At 51.3% G+C, this 18,600-nt stretch carries 13 protein-coding genes and 1 tRNA gene; 11 read left to right on the top strand and 3 right to left on the bottom strand.

All coding sequences use genetic code 11. From position 1 onward, the window contains the following. Window positions 1–149: 149 nt before the first annotated feature. The 10 genes from P8J86_00490 to sthA all read left to right on the top strand — a co-directional run bounded on the left by P8J86_00490 (window position 150) and on the right by sthA (window position 13,895). Window positions 150–1,481 (top strand): L,D-transpeptidase family protein, encoded by a 1,332-nt coding sequence (locus P8J86_00490; GenBank protein ID MDG2053162.1) that lies wholly within the window; start codon window positions 150–152, stop codon window positions 1,479–1,481. 44 nt (window positions 1,482–1,525) lie between these two features. Then, on the top strand, window positions 1,526–2,437 hold the full coding sequence (folP, locus tag P8J86_00485) for a dihydropteroate synthase (GenBank protein MDG2053161.1): 912 nt from the start codon (window positions 1,526–1,528) through the stop codon (window positions 2,435–2,437). Between the two features lie 103 nt (window positions 2,438–2,540). Then, window positions 2,541–2,882 carry a thioredoxin gene (gene trxA / locus P8J86_00480; GenBank protein MDG2053160.1) on the top strand — a complete coding sequence of 114 codons (342 nt, stop codon included), beginning with the start codon at window positions 2,541–2,543 and terminating at the stop codon, window positions 2,880–2,882. After that, entirely contained in the window at window positions 2,879–5,155 is a 2,277-nt protein-coding gene (locus P8J86_00475) for a S9 family peptidase (GenBank protein ID MDG2053159.1), read from the top strand. The genes trxA and P8J86_00475 overlap by 4 nt, the downstream gene beginning before the upstream one ends. A gap of 166 nt (window positions 5,156–5,321) precedes the next feature. Continuing rightward, complete coding sequence (locus P8J86_00470; GenBank protein ID MDG2053158.1) at window positions 5,322–6,965, top strand: hypothetical protein; 1,644 nt, start codon at window positions 5,322–5,324, stop codon at window positions 6,963–6,965. Window positions 6,966–7,254: 289 nt separating this feature from the next. Then, window positions 7,255–7,327, top strand: a tRNA-Ala gene (locus P8J86_00465). A gap of 145 nt (window positions 7,328–7,472) precedes the next feature. After that, window positions 7,473–9,356 carry a translational GTPase TypA gene (gene typA / locus P8J86_00460; GenBank protein MDG2053157.1) on the top strand — a complete coding sequence of 628 codons (1,884 nt, stop codon included), beginning with the start codon at window positions 7,473–7,475 and terminating at the stop codon, window positions 9,354–9,356. Window positions 9,357–9,482: 126 nt separating this feature from the next. Continuing rightward, on the top strand, window positions 9,483–10,925 hold the full coding sequence (locus P8J86_00455; protein MDG2053156.1) for a hypothetical protein: 1,443 nt from the start codon (window positions 9,483–9,485) through the stop codon (window positions 10,923–10,925). Next, complete coding sequence (locus tag P8J86_00450) at window positions 10,922–12,358, top strand: hypothetical protein (GenBank protein ID MDG2053155.1); 1,437 nt, start codon at window positions 10,922–10,924, stop codon at window positions 12,356–12,358. Before P8J86_00455 ends, P8J86_00450 begins: the two co-directional genes overlap by 4 nt. A 118-nt stretch (window positions 12,359–12,476) precedes the next feature. Then, complete coding sequence (sthA, locus tag P8J86_00445; protein ID MDG2053154.1) at window positions 12,477–13,895, top strand: Si-specific NAD(P)(+) transhydrogenase; 1,419 nt, start codon at window positions 12,477–12,479, stop codon at window positions 13,893–13,895. Window positions 13,896–13,976: 81 nt separating this feature from the next. Here the strand turns inward: sthA and P8J86_00440 are convergent, their stop codons facing one another. Further along, on the bottom strand, window positions 13,977–14,198 hold the full coding sequence (locus P8J86_00440; GenBank protein ID MDG2053153.1) for a hypothetical protein: 222 nt from the start codon (window positions 14,196–14,198) through the stop codon (window positions 13,977–13,979). A 545-nt stretch (window positions 14,199–14,743) separates the two neighbouring features. Continuing rightward, the gene (locus P8J86_00435; GenBank protein ID MDG2053152.1) at window positions 14,744–15,670 is read right to left on the bottom strand and encodes a choice-of-anchor A family protein; all 927 of its coding nucleotides are present in this window, start codon (window positions 15,668–15,670) and stop codon (window positions 14,744–14,746) included. Between the two features lie 264 nt (window positions 15,671–15,934). Between P8J86_00435 and P8J86_00430 the strand changes: the two genes are divergently transcribed. Further along, window positions 15,935–17,899, top strand: coding sequence for an amylo-alpha-1,6-glucosidase (locus P8J86_00430; protein MDG2053151.1), 1,965 nt, complete (start codon window positions 15,935–15,937; stop codon window positions 17,897–17,899). Here P8J86_00430 and pgl read toward each other — a convergent pair. Continuing rightward, window positions 17,896–18,585: a 6-phosphogluconolactonase gene (pgl, locus tag P8J86_00425; GenBank protein MDG2053150.1), complete on the bottom strand. Its 690-nt coding sequence runs from the start codon at window positions 18,583–18,585 to the stop codon at window positions 17,896–17,898. The genes P8J86_00430 and pgl overlap by 4 nt on opposite strands. Window positions 18,586–18,600 lie beyond the last annotated feature (15 nt).

Genomic DNA, 18,600 nt, shown 5'->3' with positions numbered 1-18,600 from the left:
TCCAGCTTGTGGCACAATTGAAACAATGGTGATGCTCCATCCGGTGCTGACATGGTTTTTTCGAACCAATAGCACCTCTTGTGAAGAGTAGAGCAAGCCAACCCGCGAGATCCGGGTGGAGATCTCAATCATGCCGAAAGGAGTTGGCAATGGCCCTTCCAAGCCAGCAATCGGGACCAAGTCGCCGCAGTAAGCATTCCTACCGCCATAAGAACGGCCGCGTGAGCGGACAAAAGTGGCTGCTCTTTGTGGTGGCGCTTGTGATTGCAACAGCGGTCATATGGATAACGGTAGGGTCTCAAGAGCCGACATCTCCAGCAAACACCTCGGCCCCAGAGGTCGTGGCAGCAGCACCGTCGGCCCCAGTGACAGCTTCTGCACAGGCCATGAATCAGCCAGCCGAGCCGGTCGAGTCTGTGGCCAGGCCCGCAGAAGCAAGGATGCCTGAACCTGGTGGAGCCGATTTGACCGATCGCAAGGTGAGTAGTCCAGCGGCGCAGCCAACACGACTGACGATTCTTCCACCAGCTGGCCTTAATCGAGTTCAGCCCGAGAGAGAAAGTACGTCTATTGCAGCACCAGCGCAACCTGTTGCAGTGGTAGCGATGTCAAGCCCAGCGCCCACAGCGATGATGCCTCCAGTTCTCATTGCTGGAAGCCTACCGCTCATCACCCCTGGTTCAGTACCCGCTCAGATGCAAGAAGGCCTGGCTGCTTTACAGGCAGGCCAGATTGTGGAAGCAAGGCGACTTTTGACCCAGGTGCTTCGTTCAGGTCAGGTCAAACCTTCAAAGGCCAATGAGCTACGTGAGTTGCTAAGCGATATCAATACACGACTTGTTTTCAGTCGTGAAATTCATCCAGAAGATCCTTTTAGCCTGACCTATAAAGTACAGCCCAACGATTCGCTTTCGCGTATTCGCAAGAAGTTGGCAGTCCAAACTGACTGGCGTTTTATCCAGCGGATCAATGGTATTTCAGCACCAAATCGCATTCGTATTGATCAAACACTGAAGATCATCACTGGCCCGTTTCATGGCGTCGTCGAGCGATCAACTTTCACGATGGATGTTTATTTAGGTGAGGGTAGCGAACAAGTTTATGTCTGCACGTTGCCTGTTGGTTTAGGGGAATACAACGCAACACCACTTGGTCATTTTTGTGTCCGCCCCAATTCGAAGCTGGTGAATCCAGAGTGGATCAATCCGCGCGATGGCACGCGGTATAAGGCTGATGATGCATTGAATCCAATTGGTGAGTACTGGATGGGTCTTGAAGGCACTGATGAAGCCAACCGTGATATGGCGGGATATGGCATTCACGGTACGGTTGAGCCAGAGTCTATTGGTAAGAATGCATCAATGGGGTGCGTGCGAATGTACCCCGAAGATGTCGAGCTGGTTTACCAGATGTTTGCCGAGGGTATCAGTACGCTTGAGATCACCGATGCACGCATCAATGCCACCGCAGCCGCTGAATAGGCTGTTTCGTCAACAGTGCTCAAGGCGGGTATCGTAAGGCGTTGATGCCAACAGAAGTCTCCCATCTTGAGCCCAGCCAAACATGGTCCGTGGCGCCGAGCCAGACACTGAGCTTGGATCGGCACCGGCTCATGGGCATTGTGAACGTGACCCCAGATAGTTTTTCAGATGGTGGTCGCTGGCTCGATTCCAAAGCGGCGGTCGATCATGGTTTGTCTATGGTCGAACAAGGTGCAGCGATCCTCGATGTCGGGGGAGAGTCATCACGGCCTGGAGCCGAGCGCGTGTTACCCGATCAACAGATCAGTCGGGTCAAGCCTGTCATCGAAGGTCTCTCAAAGCAAACACAGGCGCTGATTTCAATCGATACAACCAGTAGTGTGGTTGCTCAGGCGGCGTTGGATGCTGGGGCGATTATTATCAACGATATTTCTGGTGGTACTGAAGACACCCAAATGCTACCTCTGGCAGCGAAGGCTGGCTGTGGCTTGATACTGATGCACCGTCTGGTCGCCTCCAATCAGGATCATTATGCTCATCAGCATCCCACGCCACCTGAATATGAGGGTGGTGTGGTCGAAGCAGTGCAATCGCACTTATCTTCCCTGGCAGAAGCCGCTTTAGCTGCTGGAATTGAGCATGGTGCGATCGTCCTCGATCCTGGGCTTGGTTTTGGAAAGGACGTCGAGCAGAACCTTGCTCTCGTACGTTCTACAGATCGATTATCAAGCCTGGGGTATCCGCTGCTCTCAGGGGCCAGTCGTAAGAGCTTCTTAGGCGCCATGATCAACCAGGCAGACCCAGTTCGCCGTGATACGGCCTCAGTTGCGGTTAGCGTGCTTCATTACCAGGCAGGGGTCCGCCTCTTTCGGGTCCATAATGTGGCCGCCCATGAGGAAGCGCTGAAGATTATCGCATCTCTTGATGCGATTGGCTCCGGGAGTGATTCCTGCTGAGGGCACGGAATTTTCCTGGAGGGGGGCAAGTTAAACCCAAACAGACAGGCCCTGCTACCATTTGTTGTTTCCTTTTCAGTTTTCAGGCAGGAGTCTATGAAAGATGGCCAGCGAAAATACACTCGCTTTTACAGATGACAACTTTGACGCCGAAGTGCTCAGCAGTGATGTTCCAGTTCTTGTGGACTTCTGGGCTGAATGGTGTCAACCATGCAAGATGCTCGGTCCCACCATTGATGAGGTTGCCGGCGATTACAAGGGTCGCGCTAAAGTTGGCAAACTCAATACTGATGAAAGCCGGCAGGTCGCGGTTAAGTTTGGCATCACTGCAATACCGACCGTGATGATCTTCAGCGATGGTGAACTGAAGAAAACACTGGTTGGCATGAATAGCAAAGACAAGTATGCCGAAGCACTCGATGAGTTCGTTTCTTCTCCAACATGAGCCGTTGGCTGATACGTCTCAATAGCTGCATCAAGCGGTTTGCAAATGCATGTTTTCATGATGGCAGGCAGCCGGCGTTCGACCATCGCGGTCGTGTTGCATCGGCAGTTGTCATTGGGATTTTGTGTGGGATTACCTGCGGCGATCAATCGCCAATGGTGGCCACCGATCTTATGCAGCTGCGCAGCATCTCTGAAATTGATGTCGCATGGGATGGTAGCCGTGCTGTTTTTGTTGTGCACTCGATGGAGCAGGTCCGGCCGGAAGATTCAGACGATCAAGTTGAGTTGGATTGGGCCAACCAGTCACATCTTTTTTCACTCAACCTGCTTGAAGATGACGCCACACCAACCCAGCTGACTTTTGGTGACCGCCAAGATGGAAAGCCACGGCTCAATCCGAGGTCTGGTGAAGTGGTCTTCCTTCGGGCGGATGAAAACGAAGAGGTCCAAGTCTGGCTTCTCTCACTGGATGGCGGTGAAGCCCGTCAGATCACCTCTTTGGCCGGTGGAGTGAGTGATCCTGTTTGGTCGCCTGACGGCGCCAGGCTGTTGGTCCAAGCTGAAGTGCCTCTGAGAGATATGGAGACGGCGCCACCTTGGCCAGATCCACGCCCAGGGGCAGTGGACGCTGAGCCGAGCGTCGTACCCGATTCTGGTGGTTCAATAGAGCAGATTCGGGCATGGCTTGATCAGAATGCCAGTGATGGAAACCCAGTCGTTTTTAACCGGCTGAGGGTTCTTTCTGAAGTTGGTTATGCCAAGCCACTTTCATTCAAGCAGCTGTTTCTTGTTGATCCGGGCAACCCGAGTCAAGTGACTCAATTAACAAAAGATCCTATGAGTTGTCGCGCTGCAGTGTTTTCCAAAGATGGAAGCAGCGTTGTCTATTCGAGGGTGCGTAGTACGAAGCAGCATCCAGACGAAGAAGAGGATCGAGCGCTATGGCGCGTTGAGATCGAGACGCTGGTCACCAAGCCGGTCTTGTCATTAGAGGGCTGGCGTTTTGACCAACCTCGATTTAGCCCGGATGGGAAGGTGCTGGCATATACCGGTCAACAAACGGATGCACCATCTTTCCGTCAATGGCAACTCGGTGTGGCATCAATTGAGGAAGACACGGTTAAGAATTACTACTGGCTGACGGACGGATCAACGCTTGATCGTTCGGTGCGGCATTTTCAGTGGATTGCTGGTCGAGAAGCAATTGTCTTTAACTGCGCTTCTGATGGTGGTTACCCACTACTGTTAGCGAGCTTTGGTCTCATCAAGCCCGCCGAGCTCATCGGTCCTGTGAACGGTTTGCCAAGAGGGGTACATAGTTTTGCTGCCGGTGGCGGTGTCATCGCTTATGCGCTGACGACCTGGGAGAATCCATCATCTTTGTGGATTCGTCGTGGTGAACAAGATGTACAGGTCTTCGATCCCAATCTATGGATTAAGACCCGTGCGGTATCGAAGCCAGTCCAGAGTCAGGTGACGCTAGATACGCGTGAAATTGATTACTGGGTGATGCCAGCAACGTCTTTGGGGACAAGCGAAGATGGAAAGGCCAAGGTGCCAGTCGCGCTGGAAATTCATGGTGGACCATCAGCAATGTGGGGTCCTGGTGAACGGACCATGTGGTTCGAGTTTCAACTACTTTGCAGCTACGGCTACGCAGTGGTGTATGCCAATCCCCGTGGAAGCGGCGGTTATGGCGAGGCTTTTCAAAGAGGTAACTATCAAGATTGGGGCGATGGTCCAGCTCAAGATGTTCTTGCAAGTTTAGATACGGCGCTCGCTAGAAATGAATGGCTTGATGCGGATCGGCAGGTCGTGACCGGAGGTAGTTACGGCGGCTATCTCACCGCATGGATTATTGCACATACGCAACGTTTCAAAGCTGCTGTGGCGCAACGAGGTGTGTATGACCTTAGAACCTTTTTTGGTGAAGGTAATGCATGGAAGTTGCTTGGCTATGCCTTTGGAGGAGCGCCTCACGATGATCGTTATGCACAGACGATTGAAGCAAATTCAGTCGTGCCTATCGCTGACCAGATTTATACGCCTTTGCTAATTATGCATGGCATGAACGATATGCGCACTGGCGTGTCTCAATCACTTATGCTCTATCGCACCCTGAAGTCCTTGGGCCGGCCAGTTGAGTATGTGCTCTACCCTGATGCAGCTCATGATCTTTCTCGAAGCGGTCATCCCTATCAACGTTTGGACCGCTTAGACAGAATACTGGAGTTTTTTGCACGGTTTGCGGCACCGAATGCTCCAGAATAATCGCCGTTTCTGGGCTGATCTCCTCGATTTCTGCTTTGGCTAGATTGGCCTACCACCCACAATCTGTGTTTTTTTTGCCTCTCTACCACCGTCTTACCCGCGTGGTCAGTTGAAGGCGCTGGTCGCAGGGGGCGGGTAGAGCTGAAACTCTTAAGAGGAAAAGAACATGAGGCATTCATTTGTTTTTCTGGGGCTGGGCACTTTTGCATGCGCTATGACCTTCGTATCGACAGCAATTGCTCAGCAGGATGATCAAGATTGTTTGTGTGACGGTCGCTACGAACTCGGGCAAGCAGTAACGCTCCTGGTTGATAATCCAGCCGATGCACGTGGTCTTGACGCAGGCACCGCTGGCAAGGTGCTCTGTGCCAATGACCGAATTAATGGATGGGTTCTTGTTGGTTGGTTGGGATACGACAACCGAGGCAAGGCCGTCAATGGCCTTTGTGAGTGTGGCGAGTTGGATTGGGATCAGAAAGGTTGGTGGGTCAAGTGTCAGGACATTCGGCCAGGTTGGCCAGCACCTGGACTGGGTGCCTGTTGCATGCAAGATCAGTGCCAACAACAAACGCAAGAAGGTTGTGAAGCAGCAGGTGGTCAATATCTTGGTGATGGTGAGCCATGTCAAGATGATAGTTGCAGTTGTGGGGAACCAATGGATTGTCCGGATCTCACCCGTGATGGTGTGGTCGATATGCGCGACTTTCGATACGCCGTTGATATCTGGCTTGAATATCAAGGGCAGTTTAACGTTGGTAAAGGTGATGTAGATGGTGATTGTTGGGTAACCATTGATGACATTATTGCTGTCATTAATGGCTGGGGTGTATGTCCTCCGCAGCTGCCATTTCCTGAAGACGATGATGAAAATGGTGGTGATGCAGAGGAAGCCGATCCTGCCGCCAATCATGGCGCTTGTTGTTACCGGGAGCAAAGGGCCGGGGGACTCGTTGATGTTTGTGATGTGTTTAGTGAGGATGAGTGTGCTGACCAACAAGATAGCCGTTGGCGTGGCATAGGTTCAACTTGCTCAGTCGTGCAGTGCTACTCTGATGAGATTGGTGAAGCGCTCTGTCAGTGTGATGGCGAGTTTGCCGTTGGTGATCGTGTCACACTGACTCATCACAATCCATACAGAAACCGTGATCCCGAATTGCCTATTGGAAGTTGGGGCACCGTGGTGTGTGCTCAAGGAAATCACTTCCGTCAGCGCGTGACTGTGCACTGGGACAATTGGCGTGATCAGCGTCCAGAGCCTGGAGGTGTTGGGCGGCTTGATGCAACGAGAATGTGTGATTGTGGCGGTGACGTGAGTATTCATGAAGTCTGGTCAACATTTGCCGTTGACTGTCGTTTTCTGATGCCCGGTGAAGTTGATGTTGAGGCAGCAGGAGGGGCGGGTGCCTGTTGTCTTGGTGACTACTGCCGAACGACGACAGAGGGCTTCTGTCAGCAGCTTGGTGGAAGCTGGATGGGCAACGGATCAGTCTGTAATGCCATCGTCTGTGGAGGTGAAGAGCTGTGTGGTTGTGGTGAGCAATGGTCAGTTGGTGATCGGGTTCAATTGACCGAGCATGTGCTGGGTGGACAGGCAGGACTTAATAGAGGTCTGCGTGGGACGGTCATCTGTACCAGCTTTGATGGTGACGGAGCGTTTGTACGCTGGGACTTGCTCAATGTGGATGGGTTTTTCCGAGAATTTGCCTGGGATGTTTGTGAATGCGGTTACATGGACCCATCCCCATTCAATGACCCACGCATGAAAACGGTGATGGTGCCATGTGAGGTACTTGAAGCAGAAACGCCCTAAGCAGCTCTCAATCAGAACACCCCCCAATCCTAAACCGCAGCTCTGTCAGGAGAGGCATGGTTCGCGGCGGTAGGAAGAAGGATCTAGGGTTGGGTTGTGAAAGGGGGACCTGGTGAAACAGGCCCCCTCTATCTATATGCAATAGGTGATTAGCAAGAGTAGAGGGGTATTTTGAGTCCAATAGGGCTACTCAATTGGCCGTGCGGCCTTGATCCGCTATCCTTCCCAGGCTGTTCTCGCTGCAACCTGGCCATGGCCAGGATCTGAGAGCAAGTTTTTCGATTCCCTTGGGGCCGTAGCTCAGTTGGGAGAGCGCCTGCATGGCATGCAGGAGGTCGTCGGTTCGAGCCCGATCGGCTCCACTTTTGCCCGCCTCTGGCGGGCTTGTCATTTTCCCGTTTGGGATCATTGATTTGTTTTGGCATCCCTTTCGGGCTGCTCCTGTAAATTCAACAAGCCAGCGTTTTGATGTTACAAATGAGTATGCATCGACGTGATTGAGGATGTTTGATTGGGTATGTACCCAATGCATATTTAGACAAAATGCTTCATACCGCTGATCCTAATCTTCGCAATGTGGCAATCATTGCTCACGTCGACCATGGTAAGACCACGCTTGTCGATTCTTTGCTTGATTACTGCGGCTCGCTTTCTGGTGATCGCAATCAGGCTGAGTGTATTCTGGATTCTGATCCACTAGAGCGAGAGCGTGGTATCACGATTACTTCGAAAAATTGTGCTGTTACCTATCGCCCCCAAGATGGCGAGCATGCAGGCCAGACGATTCGTGTTAACTTGATTGATACCCCGGGCCATGCTGATTTTGGTGGTGAAGTTGAGCGCGTTCTTAAAATGGCCGATGGCGTGTTGTTGCTTGTCGATGCTCTGGAAGGTCCGATGCCACAAACACGATTTGTGTTGGGTAAGGCGCTCGAACTGAATCATCCTTTGATCGTCGTGATCAATAAGTGTGATAGACCTAATGCTCGGCCAGATAGTGTGATCAATGAGGTGTTTGATCTGTTGGTTGCATTGGATGCAGATGATGAGAGACTCGATTTCCCAGTCATTTATGCTTCTGGTCGTGATGGATGGACATCTCGAGATGAGAGCGCTTCCGAAGGCGATATGAAGCCGCTACTCAATGCCATTATTGAGCACCTTCCAGCACCGGTTGGCTATGCTGATGTGCCTTTACAGATGTTGATCGCAAGCCAGGATTACTCCCCCTATGCAGGTCGCATTGCGATTGGCCGAGTTTTTGCAGGTGCTATTTCATCTGGCCAGGCGGTCACGATTTGTCATGAGAATGAGCAACGACGCGCACGAGCCCAGAAGATCTATCGATTCAAGGATCTGGGCAAAACGCCAGCCGAGTTGGTTTCTGTTGGCGACCTTTGCGCCGTTGAGGGTATTGGTGACTTCGAGATTGGTGACACGATTGCATGTCCTGATGTACCACATCCAATTGCTCGGATTGCTGTTGATGAGCCAACGTTGCACATGCTCTTTCGGATTAATGACTCGCCGAACTCTGGCCAGGACGGTCAATATGTAACATCCCGTCAGTTATCAGAGCGATTGCAGCGGGAGCTACGATCCAATCTTGCTTTGCGAGTTGAGCCCGGTGAAACATCAGAGGAATTCAAGGTCTCCGGTCGTGGCTTGCTGCATCTTGGCATTCTGCTTGAGAACATGCGCCGTGAAGGTTACGAACTGACTGTCGGGCGGCCGAAGGTTATTGAGAAAGAGATTGATGGACTCAAGTGTGAGCCAATTGAATTACTGACCATTGATGTTGATCAAGATAACGTTGGTGCAGCGATGGAATTGTTAGGAAGTCGCGGTGGAGAGGTACAAAAACTCGACCAGCGCGGCGATCGAATGTACGTTGAGTGTGAGATTCCTTCGCGAGGTCTTATTGGCCTGCGGAGTCACTTGCTTACAGCCACCGGTGGTGAGGCCGTTATGTACCATTGTTTTCAGCGGTACGCACCAGTTCGATCAAAGATATTCCGGCGTCCCAATGGGGTGATGGTGGCGACACAAGCAGGGCAGGCAACAACCTATGCGCTTTTGAATTTATCCCAACGCGGTGTGATGTTTGCTCAAAATCAAGATGTGATCTATGGCGGGCAACTTGTTGGTGAAAATAGCCGCGACAACGATCTTGGCGTCAATGTGGTCAAAGGCAAAGCATTTTCCAATGTTCGCGAAGCAAATAAAGAAGCCACGGTCACGCTTAAGGCGCCAAAGCTCTTTACCCTGGAAGGCGCTTTGGAATACATCGAGGATGATGAGCTGGTTGAAATTACGCCCAAAGCCATTCGACTCCGCAAGCGGATTCTCGATGAGAACAAGCGCAAGCAGCTCAGTCGTAATCGCGAATAGAGATGCAAATCAGTAGATAAATATGCATTGGTTGATGGGTTTCTATTCCAAAACAGAAATAAAAGGCATATTGTTAACGTAGACGTGGTGGGGCGTGCGGTTTGTTTGGCGCCGAGGATCACACAAATGCTTATTTTTATGCTTGTGCTATGGTCGGTGGGCCTCATTGGCGCTGTCTTGCTTGTGATTGGTGGGTGGCGCGGAGGACAGGTCAATCAACACCTTTTGTGTCGCCGCTGCCGCTTTGATCTCAGTGGCCACAACCAAGTACCGCTGATCTGTCCAGAGTGCGGTCGTGATCTTGTGGCCCGTCGGGCGACGATTCGTGGGGAGCGATCGCCTTTGCGATTGGTTATTGCCATCGGATTGTTGACTTTGGTGGTCACCGGGTTTGGACTCACCGCCACCATTGTCGATCTGGTGCGGCCATCCGCTACCAAGCTCACGGGTGTGAGCAAATCGCAACTGATGGACATGTTGCAAGATTCCAGACGCCCGAGGGAACAAGTACTTGCCGCCAGCGGACTGATGGCTGCTATTGCTGTCAACAATATTGATCGAGAAGACGCTCAGCAGATCTTTTCGGTTCTACGTGAGAAGTCTATTGACGAATTGGCGGCTGATCAGGGGTGGTCTAATCTACTCATGGCGCTCTTCGATGCAGGACTGCTGTCTCGAAGACAGATGCTTGACATGATTGAACGCATGTCGGAGCTTGATTACGAACTGAGTGCCCAAGCGTGGCCCGGATACCTCCACTTGACGGTGGGGCTTCAGCCCCGTCAGCCCACATGGCATGCTCTATTAGTGAAGTTGCTCGGAGCCTGGGATAGTAGCCTCCAAATCAAACAACTAAAGATTGATGGTCAGATGATCAGTCCCCAGCAAATCACCACACTCAAAAACCTCTCGCCAACCAAGGCGTCACGGATCATAGATCGTATGTTCAGCGGTATTTTGGTTGATATTCGATCCCTTCCCAAAGGTAGCCATCTGGTCGACTTCAATGTGAGAGTGCAGCCATCGTTCCCGAGTCGCACGGGGAATTCGCCAGCGGTATGGGATCAATCGAAGCCTGAGCGAATCACTCATGTTGAGCAAAAGATTGAACTGGTCGGGCCGTTGCCTGAGCCAGTGATGGTGCCCATCGATGAAGTCCTCGCGCAGACTTTACAAGAGGCCACAACAATCACAGTCAAGCGTGGTACTGGTGGCTTCTTGCTCGAAGTGATGATTGATCAGGATCAACTTCCACTTGGTCTTTCAGGTGAAACAGTTTTGCGATTGCCCGATGATCGGCTGATTTATCTTGGTCGCGTTCAAGTGTTGCCCGGCCGTGCCGATGGTGATGGTTCTCAATCACGCTATCATTTTCAGCCATGGACGACGGGCTTCCAGCCTGAAGATCATCTGATCGACGTGCCTGTGACGGTCGAAATGATTCCTTGGACGAATCACCCAATGTTTCGGCAGGCGCAGACGGCTGATGAGCCGCTGCGAATGTTGGGCGATTTGGCTGTCCTGGGTTTCATAGAGCCAGCAGATTTGCGCAAGGTGCGCGACCCATGATTGAAGTTGTTTTTTTTCCACTCGCGTTGGTGATCTCAATTTGCACCCTGTTACTGGTCTGCTTTGGTGTTGGTTGCCGACATGGTCAGGGGCGCAGCCGCTTCGCTATCATTGGTGCCGGTATCTGCACAATTGTATTTTTGATTGGTACTACTACGGTTTGGCAACCCTGGATCAGGCAGTCAGCTTATTCCCCAGTTGATCGTCTTGCAGAGATGAGCAACCAAGAGCTACTCGAGCTTTGGCAAGACGGCTCGTCAGCGGGCTCCTTTTCACAGACGAACATCAGCCGCGAAGTACAGGTGCGTCTGGAAACGCATGCATTCCAGGCTCGTGACAGAAAAAGCATCGTTGAGCGAGCGATTCAGTTGGTGATTGATGATCCCAATGGCGCCGGTCTTAGCTGGCTTTGGCAGGTGCGTCATTGGGCGATTAGTGATCTGTTATCACAAACGCAGACTGATGCCGTGTTGACTCGACTTGCAGAGGAAGACTTTTACGCTGTCTTGACGAAACTTCAATCGGGCATCCGAGTGAATATACAAAACCAGAGTGATTCAACGAGTCATGGCATCTTTGGACTTGGATTGCCGGATGAGAGTATCAGAAATGAAATCGAAGTCATTGGCTTGGAGAGTGATGGTGTTTTGTATTCAGATGCGCGCCCATCTGGCAACTCTAGTTCGACCACAACAAGCTCTCGATTCAGATATTCGTTGAACAAAAGGGGTGGTTTTATAAAAATGCCTGCTCGGATCCAAGAGTCGGACTGGGCGACTTCATTGTTGAGAAAAGGTGCTCGGACCGAAGCTCATTTGCGACTGACCATTGAGAAGAGTGATGCTGCTGGTCATACGACAAAGGTGATTTCAACTGTCAAACTTGAAGCCAAAATCGATGACATCTTGAGCCATCGAGAATCGATTCTGAAGCCTGACATTGGCCCGATAGAAACAACAGAAGATCCCCTGGCAGCTTTATTGCTAGAAGCCGTCATTCGGCCGGATATTCAGGTGACCGCGCAGGCAAATGAGCAAGGGTATACCCTGACTCTTGCCTTTAGTCCGATTCGACAGATTCAGAGGACACCGATATTACTGCCTTTTAACGTCAGCATGTCAATGGAAGTGCTTGAACCATTATGTGATTCGGGATCTCGGCGATCGTCGATCCGGTTGCCGTCCAATGATCTATTGACAACATTGCCACTGAAAACGCCGGCATCTTTGACAACCATCCGTTATGGAGGTAATAGACTCACTTTAGATTGCACCGGTGAAATTCCAGCGTGTGTGGATGTGCAGTTAAAGTACCAGCCACTCTCCTCAAGAGGTTTCCGCTTTCGTGATCCCCACCTCGTGTTTTATGGCGGTGATCTTATTTTTGAAGATGTACCGGTCTTGATCAAAGAGCCTGAAGACGCGGCTCCCTAGGTAACGGCCACCATTGCTCTGCATGAGGCCTGGTCAGTGGCCCATTCTTGCCAGGGTTCCCGGCTTGGAATATTGGCGTTTGCGATAAAAGCGGTCCCCTGTCACAATCTGTCTCTTCATGGTTGAAGCATTAAAAGACAATGATAATTACGACTTCGACTTGCTTTGTATTGGCTCTGGTCCGGGCTCTCAGCGGGCAGCGATTGCAGCCGCGAAAGCGCACAAGCGAGTAGCGATTGTTGAACGCTGGCCAATGGTTGGGGGTGTTTGTACGCATACTGGCACCATTCCCAGTAAGACCTTTCGGCATGCAGTGGGTGGTATGGCTCGCTGGAGGCAGGTCATTGAAGACGGCTATATTGCAAGCGATCGATCAATGCCCGGCATGGCTCAACTTATTGAGCGTGTTGATTCTGTGATTCGAGAGGATGCCGCAGTTATTGAGCATCAGTTGCGACGCAACAAAGTGCAGCTGATTGAAGGATTCGGATCTTTCGTTGATCAACACAAAGTGCTTATTAAATCAGAGACAGGTTCGCGCACACTGACAGCGAGGAATATCTTGATCGGTGTCGGCACGCGCCCAGCAAAGCCACCGACATTTGAAGGCTGTGAAGAGTTTATTAAAACCAGTGATGCACTTTTGCGATTAAACAAGCTACCAAAGTCATTGGTTGTTGTTGGTGCGGGTGTCATTGGAATTGAGTATGCCTCTATGTTTGCACAGTTAGAGGTCGATGTCACGCTTATAGATCGTCGAGAACGTCCACTCGAATTTGTTGACCATGAATTAGTCGATGAGCTTCTTCATCAACTTCGCGCGGAAGGCGTGACGTGTCTTTTGAATGAAGATGTTGACACTATTGAGCCTTATGAAGGTGAATGTCATCGAGGTAGAGTCAAACTTAAGTCAGGCAAACAAGTGGTTGGCGATGTGATCCTGTTCTCGATTGGCAGGCAAGGACAGACTGATGGTCTTAATCTTGACGCCGCTGGACTACAAGCCGATTCCCGGGGAAGACTGACTGTCGACGAGCAGTTTCGAACCGAGGTGGATCATATTTATGCGGTTGGTGATGTGATTGGCTATCCGGCACTCGCAGCCACAAGTTCAGAGCAAGGCCGGCATGCAGCCAACGCCGCTTTTGATCTTCGTGATCGGCCGATGCCATCACACTTTCCGATTGGTATTTATTCCATTCCAGCGATCTCTATGGTGGGGCGCACCGAGCAGGAGCTCACGGCAGAGTCAATTCCCTACGTGACGGGAGTGGCAAGGTATGAAGAGATCGCTCGAGGGCAGATTGTTAACGACTCAACAGGTTTGTTCAAAATGCTCTTTCACAGTGAGACACATGCATTACTCGGTGTGCACTGTATTGGCACTGAAGCAACAGAGTTAGTTCATATAGGGCAAGCCGTCTTACACCTTGGCGGCGGTATGAACTATTTTCTGGATACGGTGTTTAACTACCCAACATTTGCTGAGTGTTACAAAGTGGCAGCATTCGATGCCGCGAACAAGCTCGGCCTCTAGCTGCGTGAACTCATATCGGTTGCATGGGTTGTTGGACTGGGTCTCAATTGTGTTCTTGGGGCTTTGGTGGACGCAGTGACATTAATCGACGATGACCTGAGCCTCATCGATTTGATCACAAAGCCAACTGAGTGAATGTGGATCCAGTCGCATCTCTTGCACCCATCGCAGTGCCTTGCTCGCTGTTGGGTCCATCAGCGTCTCAAGCATCTCATCCTTAATGGCTCTGTCGTGAATGCGGCGTCCCGGCGCATCAGGCGTGCAACCTTCTAATCGGGTTCGCAAGGCGTAACGAGGTTCCATGGCACTCTCCTAGATTGGTGAACTGGGATAAGAATCTCAGTATAGCGGGGCATCTAGGCCGCTGTCATGCCGCCATTCTGGGGTCCCATGAAGTCGTCGGTATCGATACGTGAGATGCCTCCAAAGTGCAATATTTGAGTGAGAGGGAAGGTCATGGCTGAGTGTTGAAATTGCCTTTTAGATGAGGCATCTTCATTGGGTTTATAGATTGCAGACCCGATCGTTTGCGCAGTAAACAGCCCAGCTCGCACGGTAGAGGTCGCGTGCGAGATAGGCTGTCACAGAGAGAAGGAGTAATGCGTCTGTCGCTAGTCAGTCAGCTCATTGACGGCTGGGCGGCTCAGTAGAAACGCTGCAATTCCAAATACTGGAGCAACAAAACCAATCAGTGATACAAGCATGTCCATGACAGACTCCAATGAATGCCTCGAGAAGAAAGGCACTAATAGAAGAACGTCATGACAGCACTCCTTATTGCGATGTGTGTAAAAAAAAGGAGAAAACACACGCTATTGGCGTATATCGAGGATTGTGGGCCTCACCGACTAGTCAAAGGCGCCAACGGCAAATGGTATTTGGGGTGTATCCTCCTCCTCCTCTTCTTCTTCCTCTGTGGGTAGATCGTCCTCAAACGGTACGTGATGCGTTTCGCCATTGCCTTGCACTGTGTAAGCAATCATGGCGCCATCAATATGCCCGTTATTGAACTGAATGTTTGCATGCGGTGCCAAAATAGTTCCTTTCCAACCAATACCATTGAGCATGATGCTGGTTGTTGAGGAGAAGTTAAACAAAAGTTTGGATGGATCTGCTCCATCTAAGAAAATCTGGAAGAACATCATCACTGAGGAAGGGCCGCTGAGATTGACGAGCACCGTAGAGCCCTCGGGTACCGAGATGGTAAGTCCGTAGCATCCCGAAAAATCTGCAGCTGGCATTGTGAAAACATTCAGCTGTTCGTCCTGTCCTTGAAACATGATTTGTCCCCACTGTTTTGTGACAGTGCCAGTGGATGGGAGGCCGGCCCAGTACACCGCCATGAGCTCGCAGTGTTGTTGAGCCAAATTAAAGTCAATGTCCGGTGTAGTGCCCACACTGCCATTTGGGTGGTTGACACCCAGGCATGTCTTGGAGCCACCAACTTGTGAATTGCCGTTGAAGTTTTGCCCATTATTCCAAAGCAAATTACCTTGAACAATCAGGTCATTCCGCTGCCCATCAGAATTACTAAGGGCAGAACCAATTCCCAGATTGGCATATTGGGCATGCCCACCAACGGCGACACGACCTGTTACATCCGTGTTATTTGCGTTGTGGTTCGAAAACACAAAGACATCAAATGCGCCTGCAGCGCCGAGTGGGTGGTCCTCAGCTAGAACGCGAGATAGTGAGACAGAAAAGGTTAAGGTTGCAACGACCATTATGATTAATCGGTGCACGATATGGTGGTGGGGCGAACGTTGCCATTGCATGGAATCGGCTCCGTGCCTCCCGTTGGATCATGTACGTACGAACCACTTCGCTCGTGAGTGCCATGGAGGGTATTTTACGATTTGGCTTGGGAGAACCCAATTGAGTTGTAAGTGGAACAATCGACTCCATCAGAAAAAGGTAGGTTTAAGTGGATTGTGTCGCCTGGGAGTGAAACCATGTTGTATTCTCCGTGGCGTTGCCATCGACATTGGAGTGATGGTAAAGGCAAAATGTGATTGTGAGATGTGTTGAGAGAAGTCACGATGAAGCCGTTTCAAAATGATCAAATAACACAGACTTGGTTATTAGCAAATGGCACCGGTGGTTTTTCAATGGGTACTGTTGCAGGCCCCCATACATCGCGTTATCACGGCTATCTGGTGGCAGCGGTTGATCCTCCTGTCAATCGGGTTCATTTACTACACAGTGTTGTTGATGCAGTTCTCGATGCTCAGGGGGGGCGACAAGAGTTGGCCACCCACCTCTTTGGGCCGGAGTTTGAATCAAGCCCTGATGGCTGGAAAAGGCTGGTGCATACCGATGTTTCCCCTGCGTCGGTCAGCTGGACCTATGACTTAGGCCACGACCTATTGATCAAGCGTACGTTGCGTCTTAAGCCGTTCGAGGCGGTGGCTTGTGTTCAATGGACACTCATAGGTCAGGGTGAGGTGCGTCTTGAGTTACGCCCACTACTTTCCTTTCGAGACTTCCACAGTCTACGCCAACCGCATGATGAACCAATTACTTGTTCTATCGATGGCGTTCACATGACCGCTTCAACGATGGACTTGAACCTTTGTCTGGAACTATCACGGGGTGTTTGGCAGCAAGATCGTCAAACTTGGAAGAACTTTGCCTATGCAGTCGATCGCCAGCGCGGCCAAGATTGGCAGGAGCAATTAGAGGGGCCAGCTTGTGCAACCATTGAACTGAGTCCTGGTCACCCAACAGTCACACTAACGGCAAGCACGAACAGCGCGCCGTCAGTCAAGCCACTGTCGGTAAATATGGAGTCTGAACAGGGTCGCTTGGATACAACGGTCGCTCGTTTAGAGGAATCAGGTAGGGCCTACGTGGTGCGTCGTTTTGTCCCAGGCCAGGAAAAGCAGGGCGTCTCAATCATTGCGGGGTACCCTTGGTTTGCAGACTGGGGGCGAGACACAATGATTAGCCTGCCTGGACTTCTGCTGGGTGCCGGGACCACTGAAAGTGCACATCAGGTACTCGATACTTTTGGTGAGTCTCTTCTTGAAGGATTGATTCCCAATCGATTTGATGACCGATCTGCATCGGCACACTACAACACAGCTGATGCAAGCCTCTGGTACTTGCAAGCAATTGGTCATGTTGCTCATGCTGAGGATGAAACGCGTCGAGCGCATGTCATGGCTCGCCACCTTGAGAGAGCACGTGAGTTATTGCATTGGTACCGTCGAGGCACTCACTTCGGAATCCATGTGGACGCCAGTGGTCTTGTGAATGCTGGAGCTGAGGGGAAAGCACTCACGTGGATGGATGCTATTTGTGATGGCATACCAGCCACGCCGCGTCGTGGGAAGCCCGTCGAGCTGAGTGCGTTGTGGTATTCGGGGTTGCTGATCGTTGCCGAGCTCACCCAAGATCCCATCGAAGCTGCTGCGCTGAAGAATGAGGCCGCGGTGACAGCGGCCTCATTTGTTTCCGCATTCTGGGATAAGCAGCGTGACTGTCTCTTCGATGTGTTGGCGGTCGATGGTGAGGATGTCATACCAGACAAATCGGTACGGCCGAATCAGATCTTTGCCTGTAGTTTGCCTCACTCGATGCTTACCCTGACGCAACAGCGCCAGATTCTGGATCAGATTGAGGCTTCACTGCTGACGCCTATGGGCCTAAGAACATTAGCCCCAGACAGTCCGGGCTATCAACCTCGATACCAAGGGTCCATGATGGAGCGTGACCAGGCGTATCACAACGGGACTGTTTGGCCGTGGCTGATGGGCCCCTATGTTCTGGCACGTTTGGCTTCGGCACAAGACCCCGCAAAAATGGCAACGCAGATGCGAAATCATCTTGAGCCCTTGGTTGCCTCACTTGATGATGACTGTCTTGGACATGTTGCGGAGATCTATGACGGAGAGGCGCCACATGAGCCGCATGGTTGCCGAGCTCAAGCATGGTCGTTGGCAGAACTAATGCGGGCCATGCGTCTGCTCAATGAACTGACGAATAACCATGGTGGTGCTTAAGTTCCAGTTGCGTCGCGGTCCGCAATCAGTACCGCATGCTCTTGCTCAACTCTGCCACCGGGAATAGATGGATCGCCGGCTTGTAACTTTGGAAAGACGGGCTGTTTTGCGGCACCAGTGACAAGCCACATGATCTGTCTGGCTCGGTTAATGCATGGATAGGTGAGGGTCATTCGCTGACGCCCTTGGTAGGTTCCACCAGTCAGCGCCACATCTCGGTCAGTGACCTCAAGGACGGTGTCATTTGGCACCAATGAAGCGGTGTGTCCGTCTGGACCTAAGCCAAGATGTACTAAATCAAGCTTGACCGGTGAGCCACATACTGAAGCCAATGTTTGTCCGTATTCAGCAGCAGCCTTGTTGACATCTTCATGATCGACGGGCATGGCATAAATATTTTGAGGATCGATCGGTGCTGTTGCAAGCAAACTCTCTTTGAGATGGGTGAGATTTCGATCATCATCGCCTTTGGGTGCAATGCGTTCATCAACTTGAAAAACATGGATCTTAGACCATTCAAGTTTCTCTTCGCCGAGCTCACGAAGCATGATCCAAGGCGAGTGCCCACCACTCACAGCAAAAGCAAAGCAGTCCCGCTCCTTGATTGCTTGTCGTGCGGCGTTGGCTATAAAAGACGCAGCAGCTGCCGCAGCAGCTTCTGGTGAGGCGAGAATATCGGTTTGCATGTGGTGTGGTCCTTG

The sequence above is a fragment of the Phycisphaerales bacterium genome (assembly GCA_029268515.1).
Lineage (GTDB): Bacteria > Planctomycetota > Phycisphaerae > Phycisphaerales > SM1A02 > JAQWNP01.
This window is presented reverse-complemented; position numbering and strand designations above follow the sequence as displayed.